At 69.3% G+C, this 15143-nt stretch carries 11 protein-coding genes and 1 pseudogene; 5 read left to right on the top strand and 7 right to left on the bottom strand.

The features are described 5' to 3' along the window. Positions 1–277 precede the first annotated feature (277 nt). From NP777_RS00500 to NP777_RS00490, 3 genes are read right to left on the bottom strand one after another with little or no spacing between them, the layout of a single operon-like run. Positions 278–1852, bottom strand: coding sequence for an amidohydrolase (locus NP777_RS00500; RefSeq protein ID WP_256647958.1), 1575 nt, complete (start codon positions 1850–1852; stop codon positions 278–280). Continuing rightward, positions 1849–3201: an MFS transporter gene (locus NP777_RS00495; protein WP_256647957.1), complete on the bottom strand. Its 1353-nt coding sequence runs from the start codon at positions 3199–3201 to the stop codon at positions 1849–1851. The genes NP777_RS00500 and NP777_RS00495 overlap by 4 nt, the downstream gene beginning before the upstream one ends. Positions 3202–3238: 37 nt before the next feature. Next, positions 3239–4015, bottom strand: a complete 777-nt coding sequence (locus NP777_RS00490) for an IclR family transcriptional regulator (protein ID WP_256647956.1) — start codon at positions 4013–4015, stop codon at positions 3239–3241. 252 nt (positions 4016–4267) lie between these two features. Between NP777_RS00490 and NP777_RS00485 the strand changes: the two genes are divergently transcribed. From NP777_RS00485 to NP777_RS00465, 5 genes are read left to right on the top strand one after another with little or no spacing between them, the layout of a single operon-like run. Beyond that, entirely contained in the window at positions 4268–5161 is an 894-nt protein-coding gene (locus NP777_RS00485; protein ID WP_256647955.1) for a DUF6282 family protein, read from the top strand. 33 nt (positions 5162–5194) lie between these two features. Continuing rightward, complete coding sequence (locus NP777_RS00480; protein ID WP_256647954.1) at positions 5195–6121, top strand: hypothetical protein; 927 nt, start codon at positions 5195–5197, stop codon at positions 6119–6121. After that, on the top strand, positions 6118–6888 hold the full coding sequence (locus NP777_RS00475; protein WP_256647953.1) for an HpcH/HpaI aldolase family protein: 771 nt from the start codon (positions 6118–6120) through the stop codon (positions 6886–6888). The genes NP777_RS00480 and NP777_RS00475 overlap by 4 nt, the downstream gene beginning before the upstream one ends. Next, entirely contained in the window at positions 6885–7862 is a 978-nt protein-coding gene (locus tag NP777_RS00470; protein ID WP_256647952.1) for a BKACE family enzyme, read from the top strand. The genes NP777_RS00475 and NP777_RS00470 overlap by 4 nt, the downstream gene beginning before the upstream one ends. Next, positions 7859–8881 (top strand): enoyl-CoA hydratase/isomerase family protein, encoded by a 1023-nt coding sequence (locus NP777_RS00465; RefSeq protein WP_256647951.1) that lies wholly within the window; start codon positions 7859–7861, stop codon positions 8879–8881. The genes NP777_RS00470 and NP777_RS00465 overlap by 4 nt, the downstream gene beginning before the upstream one ends. A 199-nt stretch (positions 8882–9080) precedes the next feature. On the opposite strand, the pseudogene NP777_RS00460 reads toward NP777_RS00465, so the two are convergent. The 4 genes and pseudogenes from NP777_RS00460 to NP777_RS00445 all read right to left on the bottom strand — a co-directional run. Continuing rightward, positions 9081–10118: pseudogene (locus tag NP777_RS00460) on the bottom strand (arabinofuranosidase catalytic domain-containing protein); the annotation flags it as partial. A gap of 130 nt (positions 10119–10248) precedes the next feature. Continuing rightward, positions 10249–11166: an alpha/beta hydrolase family esterase gene (locus NP777_RS00455; RefSeq protein ID WP_391858431.1), complete on the bottom strand. Its 918-nt coding sequence runs from the start codon at positions 11164–11166 to the stop codon at positions 10249–10251. A gap of 57 nt (positions 11167–11223) precedes the next feature. Then, positions 11224–13284 (bottom strand): non-reducing end alpha-L-arabinofuranosidase family hydrolase, encoded by a 2061-nt coding sequence (locus NP777_RS00450; RefSeq protein ID WP_391858430.1) that lies wholly within the window; start codon positions 13282–13284, stop codon positions 11224–11226. 114 nt (positions 13285–13398) lie between these two features. After that, on the bottom strand, positions 13399–15036 hold the full coding sequence (locus tag NP777_RS00445) for a glycoside hydrolase family 43 protein (protein ID WP_256647949.1): 1638 nt from the start codon (positions 15034–15036) through the stop codon (positions 13399–13401). Positions 15037–15143: the final 107 nt, after the last annotated feature.

Below are 15143 nucleotides of genomic sequence, written 5' to 3'. Positions count from 1 at the left end.
CGCCTGGTGCGCGGCGCCCGCCCGAGCCGTCCTGCTGGACGGCCTCCGCCCGCTGCTCCGCGGGACCGGCGGCACACAGGCCTGGACCGGTTACGCCGCCGTGGAGCCCGGCGAGGTGTACCACCCCGGCACCCCACTCGTCGTGGCCCACTCGGTGGGCCGGGAATCCAGGGAGACGGACAGCCGGGCGTGGTAGCCACTCCACCCACGACTCCGGGCCGTCGACGGGATTCGCCGGCCCAGAAGCACATGCCGGTGACCGAAAGGCCGACGCACGTCAGGGTTTGTCGTATACGCACTCTCCGCCGACCCAGGTGGAGCACACCCTGACCTCGGCCAGCTGGTCCGGGTCCACGGTGGTGATGTCCGTGTCCAGAACTGTCAGGTCGGCGAGTCGTCCCACCGTCAGCGTTCCCTTGATCGCTTGCTCGCCGGTGGCGGCCGCCGAGGCCCGGGTGTACACGTCCACCGCGTCGAGCGCCGTGATGCGCTGCCGGGCGCCGACCACGGTCCCATGGGCCGTGGCACGGGTGACCAGGGAACGGATGGCGAGCAGCGGATCCGGCGGTGCCAGCGGGTAGTCGGACGAGCCGGCCGCGACCACCCCCGCGTCACGCAGTGATCGGTGCGCGCAGACGTGGCCGACGCGTTCGCCGTAGAACCGGATCAGGGTTTCGCCGTGCAGGGACACGAACGGCCCGAACGGTACGGTGATCACCTGTGCTCGGGCGAGGCGGGCGACCAGGCCGTCGTCGACGAGGCTGCAGTGCTCGATCCGGTGTCCGGCATGTCGTCGTGGCAGTGACTCGAAGACATCGAGGACCTGGTGGATCGCCTGGTCCCCGTTGGCGTGCACCGCGACCCGGCCGCCCGCTGCGTCGATCGCCCGGACGGTCGTGGCGAACTCGTCGTCGGTGAGGATCTGGAGCCCGTTCTCGTTGCCCGTGGCACTGGGGTAGGCCGATCGGCACAGGCACGTCCCGCCGGAGAGGGCCCCGTCGAGCATCATCTTCACGCCGACGGTCCGCAGCCGGTGGGGCGCCGGGCCGTCGGACGGGAGCGCGGCCGGGTCGGCGTAGGTGTGCCACAGCAGCATGCCGACCCGCGCGGTGAGTTCGCCGGCGGCCAGGGCGTCGGCGTAGAGCCGCTGCTCGGTCGGGGTGACGAGCGCGTCGCAGAACGAGGTGATCCCGTAGGCGTGCAGTTCGTCGATCACTTCCTTCAGCGCGGCCCGCCGGGCCGCGGGCGGCCCGGCCGGTGTGATCGAGGGCGTCCCGGTGCCGGGCAGCCATGGGTCGAGCCAGGCGCGCTCCACGAGATGCCCGTTCAGGCGCCCGTCGGCGGAGACGCCCAGTTGCCCGCCGTGCGGGGCGTCGGCGACGTCCCGGTAGCCCAGCGCGGCGAGGCCGGCGCTGTTCACCACGGCCCGGTGGAGCGAGTAGTGCACGACGAGGACCGGATGGCTGCGGGAGACCTGGTCGAGCAGGTCCCGGTCGACGGTGCCGAGGCGGCGCTCGTCCAGTGGCTGTCCGACCACCCACTGCCCCGTGGGGGTGTGCGCGGCCCGTCGGCGCAGGGCCTGGAGCGCCTGGTCGAGGTCGGCCACCGTGTCGAGGTCGACGCGGACGCGGGCGAGGGCGGCCTGCGACGGGTGGCAGTGGGCGTCGTTGAAGCCGGGGACGGCGAGCGCGCCGTCCAGTCCGATCTCCTCGGCGCCGGGGAACTCGGACCGCAGTGCGCGGCGTGTGCCGGTGCCGACGATCCACCCGGCGCGGACGGCGAGTGCTTCGGGTTCGGTGCCGTCACCGGCCACGATGCGGGGACCGGTGAGGATCCGGGTGTGCGGTGTCATGAGACGGTGTCCGGCGTCGTGTGCGCCGTCATGTCGACGTCCTTGGTCTCCGGGCCGAGTGCTCCGCCGACAGCGACGAGCGCGCCGCCGAGTGCGATGAGGACGACGGGCGCCAGCGCGTTCCCCACGATCGTGGCGAGTCCGCTGATGTAGAAGGCGTAGAACGCCGGTATGACCAGGGCGAGGCTGTATCCGACTCCGTAGCCGGTGGCGCGGATCGCGGCCGGGAACCGTTCGGTGAGGTAGGCGGCGACGGGGCCGTACAGCGAGATCGTGGAGATCTGCACACCGACGGACAGCAGGGTGACGAGCACGAGGTCATTCGCGTCCAGCGTGGTGAGGAGCGCGTAGCAGGCGGAGGCGAAGACCGCGGCGACGATGCCGAAACCGGTGTAGAAGCGGCGTCGTCCGATGCGCTGTGAGAGTACGGCGCAGCCGACGAAGGAGCCGACGCAGACGACCGAGGAGATCAGCAGGACGATGCTCACGGCGCGGTCGGTGAGCCCCACATCGGACTTGAGCGTGGCGGGCAGGACCGCGGCGGCGATGTTGGTGAGGAGCCACGCCCCGGTCATGAGGGTGAAGACCTGGGCGAGAGCCCGACGGTGGCGTCCGCCGAGCAGTTCGCGCAGCGGCGATCCGGTCGTCTGGGCGGCTTCGAAGGCGGGGGCTTCCTCGACGTTGCGCCGGTAGTAGAAGAAGAGCACGATGCCGAGCAGGCCGCCGATGAAGAACGGGATGCGCCAGCCCCACTGGACGTATGCGCTGTGCAGGCCGTCCGGCGGCATGACGCTGAGCAGCAGCAGGCTGAGCCCGGCGATCGAGGCGACGGCCAGGGGCGAGGTGCAGGTGATGAGCCCGCTGGCCAGTCCTCTCCTACGGGCGGGGCTCCACTCCATGGCCAGTGGCACCGCGGTGGCGTACTCCCCGCCCAGGAAGATGCCGCCGACGAAGCGGAGCCCGATCAGTGCCACGATCGCCCACCACCCCATGTGCTGGTGGCCTGGCAGCAGCCCGATCAGGAACGTGCTCACACCGAATCCGGCGACCGCGACCATGGTGGTGATCCGCCGGCCGACCCGGTCGGCGTAGTGCCCGAACACCGCGGACCCGAGGGGGCGGGCGAGCAGGGTGGCGGCGAAGACGGCGGCGGTGATCAGTGCCGCGGTCGTCCGTGAGGTGTCGGCCGGCTCGAAGTAGATCATCGCCGGGGCGAGGGTGATGATCGGTACGAAGATGTCGAACTGGTCGGCGTAGTAGCCGAGGATCCCACCGCGCAGGGCGGCGCGGCGGGGGTCCTTCGTGGGACTGCCGGCGGATACCGCGGGACTGTTGGTTGTCGTGGACACTGATGTCCTCCGATCGGGCCCCGGGGGCCGGGGCAGGTCAGCGCCGAAGCTGAACGTCACCGCCCATGGCCTTGCTCAGCGTGCGGGCGGTGCTTCTCAGATGGCCGGCGGTCGTACTGTCGGGTTCGAGGGGGAGCAGATCGTCGGTGGCGACCAGCGCGAGGCTGGCGCAGATGCCGTACTCGTCGAAGACCGGCGCGGCCATGGCGTGCACGCCAAAACCATCCGGGCTCATCGCGACGTGGTCGGTCCCCGTGAGTGCGCGGATCTCCTCCGTCAGCTTGATCCGCTGGTCGCCTGGGAGGCTGCCCACCAGCCGGTCGACCTGGAGCTGGTCGGACATGTGGGCCAGGAAGATCTTGGTTTGTGCCGCGGTGAGCGTCAGCTGGGTGCCGACGCGCACGGTGACGACGACGGTCCGGGTGGCGTCCTCCTCGACCCGGGTCACGATGGGGCCGGTGGAACCCCACAGGCTCAGCACGGTGGTCAGACCGGTCAGTGAGCACAGTTCGCGCATGTGGGCCGGAGCGAGGTCGACCACCCTGCGCCTGCCGAGCCCGAAGGCACCGAGTTGCAGCAGCAGCGCACCGGGGACGAAGGTCCCCGGGGAACTGCCTCGTTCCAGCAGCCCCGACGCCACCAGCGAGGTGCAGTAGCGGTAGACCGTGGTGCGGTTGAGGTCGAGTCGCTCCGCGGCTTCTCCCGCCGTCAGCTCCGGGGTCTCCGGGCCGAACAGTCGCAGGATCTGTGCCACACGGTCAACGGCCTGGATCTCCCCGCCGCCGGACCGTGCCTCGTCGTCTTTCTCCGCCATCCGGGACTCCGTTCGTAATGAGGACTGGCTGTTCACATCACGCAGTCTGCCCGATGAGTACGGGAACGGCGGTGACGCTACCCACGTCGATACGAACACGGCAATACCCATGCGAACAAGTGATGCGCCGGATTTTCGGGTCTGGGCCTCGCGGTGGGGGAGGGTGGCGGGAATCGTGTTCGCATCGCGCATTGACAATTCATCATGCGGTCGCGCATCGTCGGCAGCGGCGTAAGAGTTAAGGAGAGGCCCATGGAAGCCAGCCCCACTGTCGCCCGCATCCTCGACGGCATGGTCGACCTGCACTGCCACTCCGGGCCGGGGCCGTTCCCCCGTGAGTTCGACCATGTGGACGGAGCCCGGGACGGCGACCGGATCAATATGCGCGCCTTCGTGGCCAAGTCCCACCACCACAACACCGTCATGGACCTCCAGGCCGCCCACCGCTCGTTCGAGGGCATCGGCACCCGGGTCTACGGCGGCATCGTGCTGAACAACCAGGTCGGCGGCATCAACCCCTACGCGGTGGAGATGTGCCTGCGGATGGGCGGCAAGATCGTCTGGTTCCCGACGTTCTCCTCGCGGCGGCACATCCAGTTCGCGGAGGCGGCCCTGGCCGGCGGGTTCCCCACCAGTACGGTCGAGCTCACGACCGTGCCGGTGCTCATCCACGACGAGCAGGGGCGGCTGCGCCCCGAGGTCGTCCAGGTGGCCGATGTCGTCGCCGAGACCGACACCATCCTCAACGGCGGCCATCTGCACCCCGACGACATGGCGGAACTGTTCGCCGTGGGCGCCGAACGAGGCGTCCGGAAGATGGTGGCCAGCCACCCGAACTTCATCAGCGACCTGACCCTCGAACAGGGCGTGGAACTGTCCCGGCGCGGTGTGTTCATGGAACACGAGGTCGGCATGTACCTGGCCAACGACCATCCGCACTTCGGGGTCGAGGTCCTCCTGGAGTGGATCGAGGCCGTGGGCGTCGAGCGCACGGTCCTCGCCTCCGACCTGGGCCAGATCGGCCGCACCCGCCCCGTCGACGCGTTCATCGAGGTCACGACCGCACTGCTCGACCACGGTGTCGACGAGAAGGACGTCCGCCGGATGGTCGTCGACAACCCCACCCATCTGCTGGGCCTCGACTGAGCCGCCGCGGCTCCGCACAGAAGGACACCTCGCATGTACGATCCGACCGATCCGCGGGCTGCACTGCCGACGTCCGCTCCGAGCAGTGGCGCCCCGGCGGACGCGCCCATCGCCGCCCCCACGTACACCGAGTTCGACGGACCGCCGCAGATCGACGACGAGAAGTCGGGCCGCACCTGGGTCGTGCGGGGACAGAATTTCGTCGTGGCGCTCTCCCGGCTGCGCGCCGGGCAGGTGCTGGAGCGCACCGGCCAGGAGGACGAGTACGTGGTCCTGCTCACCTCGGATGACGCGCACGTCGTCGTCGAGGCAGGCGGTGACACCCGCGAGACCCGGGGAACGGCCATGATCGTGGTCCCGCCGGGAGCATCGCGGGTTCATGCCCGTGCCGATACCGAGGTGGTGCGGCTGTTCGACCACCGAAGCGCCGACCTCGCCGCCTTGGCGGTCAACGCCGCCGACTACGCCGAGCTGCACGCGCGGGTCGCGCCACTGCGGCCATGGCCCGCGCCGGCCGATGGCGACCGGCTGCGGGTCTACCGCCCCGACGAGGCCCCGGCCGAACCCGGCCGCTTCGGGCGGATCTACCGCACGCGGTCATTCATGGTCAACTTCCTCGACCCGCTGGACGGGCCGCGCCCCCGCAACAAGCTCTCACCACACCACCACGACGATTTCCAGCAGTGCTCCCTGGCGGTGTCCGGGCGGTTCGAACACCACATCCGGACACCGTGGACGACCGACATGGACCAGTGGCGCCCCGACGAGCACCGCGTCGTGGGCAGCCCGTCGGTGGCCGTGATCCCGCCGCCGACGGTGCACACCACACGGGCCTGCGGGGAAGGCCGCAATCAGCTCATCGACATCTTCTCCCCGCCCCGGGCCGACTTCTCCGCCCGCGACGGCTGGGTGCTCAACGCCGCCGACTACCCCGCTCCCGAGGAGGTGGCGGCCCCGTGACACCGCTGGGCGGCGACCGGGCGGCACCGCTGGGCGGCGGCCGGATCGGCACCTGGACCAAGCTGCCCGCGCTGGAGTCGGTCCAGATCGCCGCACACGCCGGTTTCGACTTCGTGGTCGTGGACCAGGAGCACGCGCCACTCGACCTGCGGACGGCCTATGAACTGATCACCGTCGCGGCCGCCTTGGGAACGACCCCGCTGGTGCGGGTCGCCGACGGGGCGCCGTCGGGTATCCAGCGGCTGCTCGACGCCGGGGCCGCGGGGGTGCTGATTCCACACGTCGACACCGTGGAACAGGCCCGCGACGCGGTGGCCGCGGTCCGCTTTCCCCCGGTCGGCCGCCGCGGGGCCGGCGGGACGAGCCGGGCCGGGCGATGGGGACTGCGCTCACGCGAGGAATACCTCGCCACGGGCGAGGACGCGCTGTGCGTTCCGCAGATCGAGAGCCGCGAGGCGGTCGGAAACGCCGCGGCGATCGCCGCGGTCGACGGTGTCGACGCGCTCTTCGTGGGCGCCGCGGACATCGGCCTGGACGTGGCGGCCGCGCCCTCGGCACCCGAGGTGACCGAACTGTGCGGCGCCGCGCTGCGCGCGGCTCACGAGGCGGGGATCCCCTGCGGCGCGGCGACCGCCACGGCGCGGGGCGCCGCCGCCCTGCTGGCACAGGGCTTCGACTTCGTCGTCGTCAGCAACGACACCTCGATGCTCGCCGAGGCCGCTTCCTCGGTCGTGCACACGATCCGAGGCAACGGAGGACCTTCATGAAATCGGTCGACCAGACCATCATCAGCTGCGCGGTCACGGGCTCGATCCACACACCGAGCATGTCCGACGCGCTCCCCTTCACCCCGGAGGACATCGCCGCGCAGGCGCTCGGCGCGGCCGGCGCGGGTGCCGCGGTGCTCCACCTGCACGCACGTGATCCGCTCGACGGCCGGCCCAGTTCGGATCCGGAGGTGTTCCGGCGCTTCCTCGTTCCGATCGCGACCGGTTCGGACGCCGTGGTCAACATCACCACCGGCGGGGCGGCGACGATGACCCTCGACGACCGGCTCGCGGCCGCGCGTACGTTCGCCCCCGAACTGGCCTCGCTGAACATGGGCTCGATGAACTTCAACTTCGCTCCGGCCGTGGGCCGGATCAGCGACTGGCGCCATGGCTGGGAGCGCGACTATCTGCTGGGCTCGGCCGACAGGATCTTCTCCAACACCTTCACCCAGATCGAGACCGTCCTGAACGACCTCGGAGAACGCGGCACTCGATTCGAGTTCGAGTGCTACGACATCGGCCACCTGTACTCGCTCGCCCACTTCGTCGAGCGCGGCCTCGTACGGCCGCCGTTCCTGATCCAGGGTGTGTTCGGCGTACTCGGAGGGATCGGCCCCGACCTGGATCACGTCCAGCACATGGTGCGCACCGCGGACCGCCTGTTCGGCCAGGACTATCTGTTCTCCGCCTTCGGCGCGGGCCGTCACCAGTTCGCCGTCGCGACCCACGCGGCGCAGCTCGGCGGACACGTACGCGTCGGCCTGGAGGACGGCCTCCACGTCGGCGCCGGACGGCTCGCACGGAACAACGCCGAACAGGTGGAGAAGATCGTGCGCATCCTGGCGGAGATGGGCCGCACCCCCGCCACTCCGGACCAGGCACGGGAACTGCTCGCGCTCAAGGGCCGTGCGAACACCGACCTGCCCGGATCCGTCCACGCCACTGTGCACGGCATTCCGGCGGCCTCATGACCGCTACGACCACCCGTATCCGTGCCGAGGTCCGGGCCGGTCTGGGTGACCTCGCGCTCGACCGGCCGGAAGCCCTCAACGCCCTGACTCCCGACATGGTCGCGGGGATCACCCGGGTGCTGAGCCGGTGGGCGGACGACGACACCGTGCACACCGTGGTCGTACGCAGCACGTCACCGCGCGCCTTCTGCGCGGGCGGCGACATCCGCTTCATGCGTGAGGAGGTTCTCGCTCAGCGGCTGGACCAGACGATGGCGTTCTTCGCCGACGAGTACGCGCTCAACGAGTTCATCGCCTCCTATCCCAAGCCCTACGTGGCCTTGCTCGACGGCGTGGCCATGGGCGGTGGGCTCGGGCTCTCCGTACATGGTGGCTACCGGGTCGTCACCGAACACAGCGTTCTGGCCATGCCGGAAACCTCCATCGGCTTCTTTCCCGATGTCGGGGCGAGTTACTTTCTGCCGCGCCTCGCTCCCGGCTGGGGTCGCTATCTCGGCCTCACCGGCGCACGAGTGGATGCCGGGGGCGCCCTCCGCAGCGGCCTGGCGACCCACTATGTGCCGCGGGAACACCTCGACGACCTGGTGAAGGCCCTCACACGAAAGGGAATCAGCGCTCTGGACGGGACGCACGGAGCGCCACCCGCGCTCGATCCCCCGGGTGCGGCCCCGGCAGCCGCGGTGCTGAAGGTGTTCGGCGAGACCCCGTTGGCCGAGCTGGAAGCGGAACTGCGTGTCCTCACGGACCCGCAGGCCGAGGCGGCGCTCGCGGCCCTGCTTTCGGCCAGCCCGTCGAGCGTGGTGACGACCGACCGGCTGCTGTGCCTGGGAGCCCAGTCCTCGCTGAGCGAATGCCTTGCGCGTGAACTCGCCACGGCTAGGGATGCCATCCGCCGGCCCGACTTCGACGAGGGCGTCCGCCGTGCGGTGGTCGAGCGCGGCACGACACCGGTATGGAGCCATGCCACCATCGAGGACGCGGCCGCCGAAGACGCGGACGCCAAGGGCGGCACACAGTGACGGGTGGCTGCGTCAGCACGGGACGATCCGCCACTGCCGCCGGGGTCGATGGGGGGACCTTCGTGATCGCTCCACGGTGGTGATCGGGCGGATCGGCCGCCCGTCGACGGCTGAACTCCGCCTCGTCTCGAGAGCGGGTCCGGCCCCCGCGTGCCCGGGGGCCGGAGGTGGTGATCCGGACAGCCTCCTATGACTTCCCGTAAGCGACGGAGGTGATGTTGGCCTGCACCGCGTTCTCGGTGGCGTCCGACGGGTAGCCGGATGTCATCACGCCTTCGTAGAAGGTGCCGGCGGCGCCGTGGCTGTTGTCGCCGCCGATGCCGAGGATGATGGCCCCTTCCTTCTTCATCGGGTTGTAGCCGGGGACGTTCGGGCGCGGCCCGTTGTAGAAGGTCGACAGACCGCCCGACTGCGCGTTGCCGCCACGGATGGACCAGTGGTTCGGCTCGCCCTTGATGATGGCGGTCAGGTACCGGTGGCTGATGGTCGGGTCGTTGGCGTTGTAGCGCTGGTTCACCCCCGAGAACAAGCCGTTCTCGAGGTCGGCCATGATCCAGGGTCCGTTGCCGGCGCCATAGCCCCAGACCTTGTTGTTCCCGAAGTAGATGGCCTCCATGGTGCCGTTTCCGTTGTCGTGGCTGTTGGTCTCGGCGTTGCCGTAGTCGAAGCAGCAGCCGCCGTTGTAGTGCGTGCCGTCGAGGATGGCGTACATCCCCTCCGGCTGGTCACCTTTGGCCACGCCGTTGGTGTTGTTGTTGCGGTACCCGGTGCCAGGAGCCACGAAGATGCCGTAGGCCTTGTGGCCGCCGACCGTGGTGGGCGCCGCCGTCGCGTTCGCGAGGTTGTCGTATCCGCCCGGGGCCGGGCCGGGGAAGCCACCGGGGGGCGCTTGGGTGAGGCGGTTGTTCCGGCCGGACTGGTCGTAGACGATGGTGATGAGGCAGGTCGTGCCGGCGCAGAACGTGTCCTGCGTGGCGGCGTTGGCGTATCCGCCCGGACTCAGGACGCCGATGTCCCGGGTGGCGTTGTCGGAGGCACGGCGGACCTGGTACAGCGGGCCGTTGTAGGAGGAGTACAGCGCACGCGTCGTGCTGTGCGCTGCCACGCAGGGCGTGCCGCCGGAGGCGTAGATGTCGCACGGCAGCGAGCCGGCGGCCTGGGAGGCCGGGGCCGTGCCGGTGAGGACGCTCACGCCGAGCGCGACCGTCGCCCCTGTCGCCAGGAGCGTGCGCCTCAAGGGGCGTAACGTTAGTCGAATGGTCACGGATGGGCTCCTTGCATGGGATGAGGTATGACACGGGACGTGCGGGGCCGGGAAGTCTCCGGGGCTCCGGCGCCGGGTGGTGGGGGGCTGGAACCGTGTTGGGCTAGAACTGGGTGAAGAACTTCCAGATCTCTCCGGGCACCCAGGTCTTGGAGCCGCTGTCACCCCCGGCCCCGTCCTGGGGCGCGGCGATATGGCCTTCGTCGAACGCGGCCCACACGACCGGATGCCCGGCCGAACACCCCGCGTAGGTGGTGATTCTGTGCGTACGGCTGCCCTGTGCCGGCTCGGGCGGGTTCTGCCCGGCGCAGCCGTTGTTCCTGACGAACTTGTCGCGCATGGCTCGTCCGCCGGAGATGCCGAGCACTCCGTCCCTGATGCCGTGCACTCCGAGGTACGCGACGGGCTGAGTGCCACCGCCGCATCCGCTGAGCTGGCCGCCGGATTGGACCGCGACCGCGCGGAAGACCGTCGGCCGGGCACACGCGAGGGCGTAGGTCATGGCGCCGCCGTAGCTGAAGCCCAGGGCGAAGCGCCGTGAGGTGTCGACGCAGAGTGCTCCCTCGATCTGGCTGATCATGTTGTCGACGAAGGTCACGTCTTCACCGCCGGAATTGCCCCACCCGTTGTTGAGTCCCTGGGGCGCGACGAAGATGGTGCTGTTGTTCGCCAGCCGCTGGAGTCCGTAGTAGGCCCAGGTGCCCGTTTCCACCGTTCGTCCCGTGGCGACGTCGGTGGCGGTGCCGCCTACCCAGTGGAGTCCGAAGACCAGCCGGTAGGCGCGGTTCTTGTCGTAGTCGTCCGGGACCTTCAGGATGTAGCCGCGGCTCTTTCCGTTGCTCTGAATCGTATGTGTGCCGCTGGTCAGCGTGGGGGCCTTGCCGCATCCGGCCGTCGCCACGGCGGCGTCACCCGCCGTGCGGGACGTGCTCCCACTGAAGCCGCCCTGCGTCGCCGTGCCGCCCATGGCCAGGGCGAGACCCCCCGCGACCAGGGCGGGCCATAACTTGGGCAGTGACATCACACCACTCCTTCAGTTGTCCGGTTGGTGTCGTACGCGCAGATCACAGGCCCTGTGTCAGCAGGTGGAGTTGGTCTGGGCGAGGAGGCCGAGACGCCACGGCAGGCTGTTGTAGTCGCCGCCGGCATTGGGGTCGAGGCCCTGGTAGAGGTACTGGATCTTGCAGGGGTTGATGGTGAGGGTCTGGTCGTTTCCGGCGCGGATCATCTCTCCGTGGCTGATGTCCTTGGTCCAGGCGCCGGAGGTGAACGCCGTGCTGGAGGCCCGTGCGAACGGGTTGCTCTCGGATGCGGCCAGCGGGGTCCAGGAGCCGGCGATGCTGCCGGAGGTCCAGGAGCGGAAGTAGCGCCGTCCGTCCGAGCCGATGGCTTCGACGATCAGCAGGTACTGGTTGCTGTCCTGCACCTTGTAGACGTTGCTCGCTTCGAACAGGGCGTACTTGTTGGAGTCCTGGGCGGCGATGACGGTGTTGGTGAACCCGTTCGGGAACTGGGCGAGGGTGGTCTGCGAGCGGTACAGGTGCCCGTTGTCGTCGGAGGAGAACAGGTAGCAGTTGGCGCTGTCGCAGATGACCCACATGTCGACCCAGTAGCCGTTGCCGATGTTCTGACGGATGATGTCCGGCATCGAGGAGTAGAAGTTGCGCGGGGCGCTCCAGCCGTTGGGGTTGCTGATGTCGGTGTTCGTGGAGTACGAGGCGTTGCCGGTCTGGTAGACGAGATACCAGGTCTTCTGCGGGGCGAAGTAGAACACCTGGGGTGCGGCCCGGTATCCGGCACCGATGGCGCCGCGATCGAGGTAGTAGTGCGGTGCGGAGGCGGCCTGGGACCAGTCGGTGAAGTTCAGGTACACCAGGCCGTACCCGGAAGAACTGGCGACGCTGGCGAACACGTGCCACTTGCCGTTGTGGTAGACCACGGTCGGGTCCTTGAGCCCGGCGATGTTGTGGGTGGCGTCCGGTTTCGGCGCGATCAGCGAACCGCTGGAGCTCCATCGGAAGCTGGACGGCAGCGAGGCGGCCGGGGAGGCGGACGATGCGGGGGACGAGGCGGGGGACGCCGGTGAGGCCGTGGTCCGGGCGGCGGGTGTGCCACCCAGGGCGGTCAGGGCGGCGTTGTACGCGGCCTTCTTGTTGCCGCTGCCGTCGAAGAGCAGCGGCTTCTCCCCGGCGCGCCAGGAGTCGGTGTCCCGGATGCCCCAGACGGTGATGCCGGTGCAGCGCGAGACGTTCATGCAGGCCCTGACCGTGTTCGCGTACGCGGTCGACGGCGCCTGGGCGATGTCCAGTTCGGTGATCTGCACATCCACACCGAGGGCGGCGAAGCTGGACAGGGTGGTCTGGAAACTCGCCGGGGGGCCGCCGGTGCCGAAGTGGGCCTGGAAGCCGACGCAGTCGATGGGGACACCGCGTGACATGAAGTCGCGGACCATGCGGTAGACGCCCTGGGTCTTGGCGTCGCTCCAGTTCTCGATGTTGTAGTCGTTGTAGCAGAGCTTGGCCGCCGGGTCGGCCGAGCGCGCGGTGCGGAAGGCCTGCTCGATGAAGCCATCGCCCAGCAGGTTCTGGAAGACCGAGGGGCGGTGCTGGCCGCTGCCGCCGTCGGCGAACGCCTCGTTGACCACGTCCCAGGCGTAGACCTTGCCCTTGTAATGGGCCATCTGGGTGGTGATGTGGTTGTTCATCACGTCGCGCAGGGTGTTCGCGTCGCCGATGGAGCTGACCCAGCTGGGCAGCTGGGAGTGCCAGACCAGGGTGTGGCCGCGTACGCGCTGTCCGTGCGAGGTGGCGTGGTTCACGATCTGGTCGGCGGGGCCGAAGTTGAACGAGCCACGGGACCGCTCGGTGGTGTCCCACTTCATCTCGTTCTCGGGTGTGACCATGTTGAACTCACGGTTCAGGATGGTCGAGTACGTGCCGTCGCCGAGCTTGCCGGCGGCCACGGCGGCCCCGAAGTACCGGCCGGACTGGGCGGCCTGGGCGCCCAGGGTGGAAGCCTGGGCGGAGCCGGCCGCGTTGACGGGTGCGGCGGTGGCGGTCCCTGACACCGTCATGACGCCGACGACCACGAGCCCTAACACCGAGGCTCGGGCTCGGCCCCGTCGATACTGAAGCTTCATCTCTCTCCTTGGGGGTCGGAAACCTTGAGGGACGGATTGGGAGCGCTCCCAAAAATGGCTGTACGAGTGCGTTCGCGCCCATGTGAGGACGGTGCCCGGACAGGACTGGACCGGTCAGGGCGTGGCGAGTTCGAAGCGGGTGACTTTGACCGAGCCGCCGAGTGCTTGGGCGGCGTAGTTGAAGATGGCGTACCGGTAGCCCATGAAGAACCGCCAGTCGTTGCCCATGGTGAAAGAGGGCCCGAGGCGGATGAAGTTGGTGCCGTCGGTGCTGTAGGAGAAGGTACCCGGTCGTCCAGCGCCGGGGCGGATGTCGGCGATGGCGCGCAGCCATATGCGGCCGCCCTGGGCGGCGGCGCTCGCGAGTTCCGTTCCGGTGCCGGTGGTGTTCCAATTGCCGTCCATGGTCAGCCCGCTCACCATTACCACCCGGGACGCGCCGCCGTCCCGTTTCACCCCGATCCACGCGGACGAGTCGCGCAGCAGCGCCAGTCCGGCCCGGTCGCCGTCTCTCATCGCGGAGTGGTCGAGCTGGATGGTGGCGGTGGAGGTGGGCCCCTGGATGCGGTGGGTGAGGGTATTGCGGGCCCAGTACAGGTCGTTCGTGACCGTCGCGGTGCGCAAGGTCAGGCCATTGCTGACCGACCACTTGGTGTTGTCCGGGTTGTGGTTCCACTCCCACGCCGACTTCAGGGACGTACCGTCGAAGGTGTCGACGCCGGTCAGCGGGGCGGCCTGGAGGGAGGGGGCCGGGACGGCGGCCGGGCCGGGATACGACGCGCCCCAGGCACCGTTCACCAGCTGCACCACCGGCCAGCCGTCGGAGGTCCAGGTGACCGGGGCCAGCACGGGGATCCGGCCGCCGGGGTAGGCGTCCACGAAGGCCAGGTAATACCAGGCACCGCTGGGGGTTTGCACGAGCCCGCCCTGGTGTGGCACCCCGCCGCCGGAGACCGGCCCGCGCAGGTCGAGCAGGACCTGCCGCATCGTGTAGGGCCCGAACGGGCCGCTCGTCGACTTCAGGATGTACTGACCGTTCGCCGGACGGGTGAGGAAGATGTAGTAGTTCCCATTGATCTTGTAGAAGCGGGAACCCTCCAGCGTCCCCACGCTCGACGGCGTGGTGAACACCTGCTGCGCACGGACCTGGTTACGCCCGTCGGCGGAGAGCTGGGCCACGCTGATCGCGGTGTTCCCGTACGACACGTACATGGTGTCGTCGCTGTCGATGAGCAGACCCGCGTCGTAATAGGCGTTGTTGATCGTGGTGAGCCTGCTCCACGGCCCTTCCACAGAGGTGGCGGTGTAGATGTAGGTCTTGGCGAAGTCGATTTGGCCGAGCCAGTAGAACGTCCGGTTACTCGGACGGTAGGCCAGGGACGAGGCCCAGATGCCCCTGACGTACGCGCGGGAACCGTTGAGGTCGTACTGGGGCCCGAAATCCAGCACCGGCACCGAGTGGCCGGCGAACTCCCAGTTCACGAGGTCGTACGAGCGGAGGATGGGCGCCCCCGGTGAGTAGTGCATCGTGGAGGCCGAGTAGTAGTAGGCGTTACCGACGCGGATGATGTCGATGTCCGCGAAGTCCTGCCAGATCACCGGATTCGTGAACTGGGCGGCGGCTGTGAGGGTGGCCCCGGCGGGGTCGTGGGGCGAGGCGGTGGCGGAGACGGGCAGGGCGGCTCCCGCCACCAGGCCGGTGGCCGTCGCCAGCGCCTTGCGGCGACTGTGCTCATGATGGAGCCAGGACATGGAGGATCGTTCTCCTTTGTGGTGGTCGGAAGTGCCACAGGAGCGATGACGCGGAGCACCTGGGGAGCGGCGGTCCTGCTGGCTGTGGGGGCATGGGCAACTCCCTG

The organism is Streptomyces rugosispiralis (assembly GCF_024505145.1).
Lineage (GTDB): Bacteria > Actinomycetota > Actinomycetes > Streptomycetales > Streptomycetaceae > Streptomyces > Streptomyces rugosispiralis.
Note: the sequence above shows the minus strand (reverse complement) of the source record. Positions and strands in the feature narration are given on the sequence as shown.

What these genes read in the sequence shown, in the direction of transcription:
- NP777_RS00500 (WP_256647958.1), bottom strand. Translation starts at nt 1,852, where the DNA reads ATGACACCGCACACCCGGATCCTCACCGGTCCCCGCATCGTGGCCGGT.
- NP777_RS00490 (WP_256647956.1), bottom strand. Translation starts at nt 4,015, where the DNA reads ATGGCGGAGAAAGACGACGAGGCACGGTCCGGCGGCGGGGAGATCCAG.
- NP777_RS00485 (WP_256647955.1), top strand. Translation starts at nt 4,268, where the DNA reads ATGGAAGCCAGCCCCACTGTCGCCCGCATCCTCGACGGCATGGTCGAC.
- NP777_RS00480 (WP_256647954.1), top strand. Translation starts at nt 5,195, where the DNA reads ATGTACGATCCGACCGATCCGCGGGCTGCACTGCCGACGTCCGCTCCG.
- NP777_RS00470 (WP_256647952.1), top strand. Translation starts at nt 6,885, where the DNA reads ATGAAATCGGTCGACCAGACCATCATCAGCTGCGCGGTCACGGGCTCG.
- NP777_RS00465 (WP_256647951.1), top strand. Translation starts at nt 7,859, where the DNA reads ATGACCGCTACGACCACCCGTATCCGTGCCGAGGTCCGGGCCGGTCTG.
- NP777_RS00455 (WP_391858431.1), bottom strand. Translation starts at nt 11,166, where the DNA reads ATGTCACTGCCCAAGTTATGGCCCGCCCTGGTCGCGGGGGGTCTCGCC.
- NP777_RS00450 (WP_391858430.1), bottom strand. Translation starts at nt 13,284, where the DNA reads ATGAAGCTTCAGTATCGACGGGGCCGAGCCCGAGCCTCGGTGTTAGGG.
- NP777_RS00445 (WP_256647949.1), bottom strand. Translation starts at nt 15,036, where the DNA reads ATGTCCTGGCTCCATCATGAGCACAGTCGCCGCAAGGCGCTGGCGACG.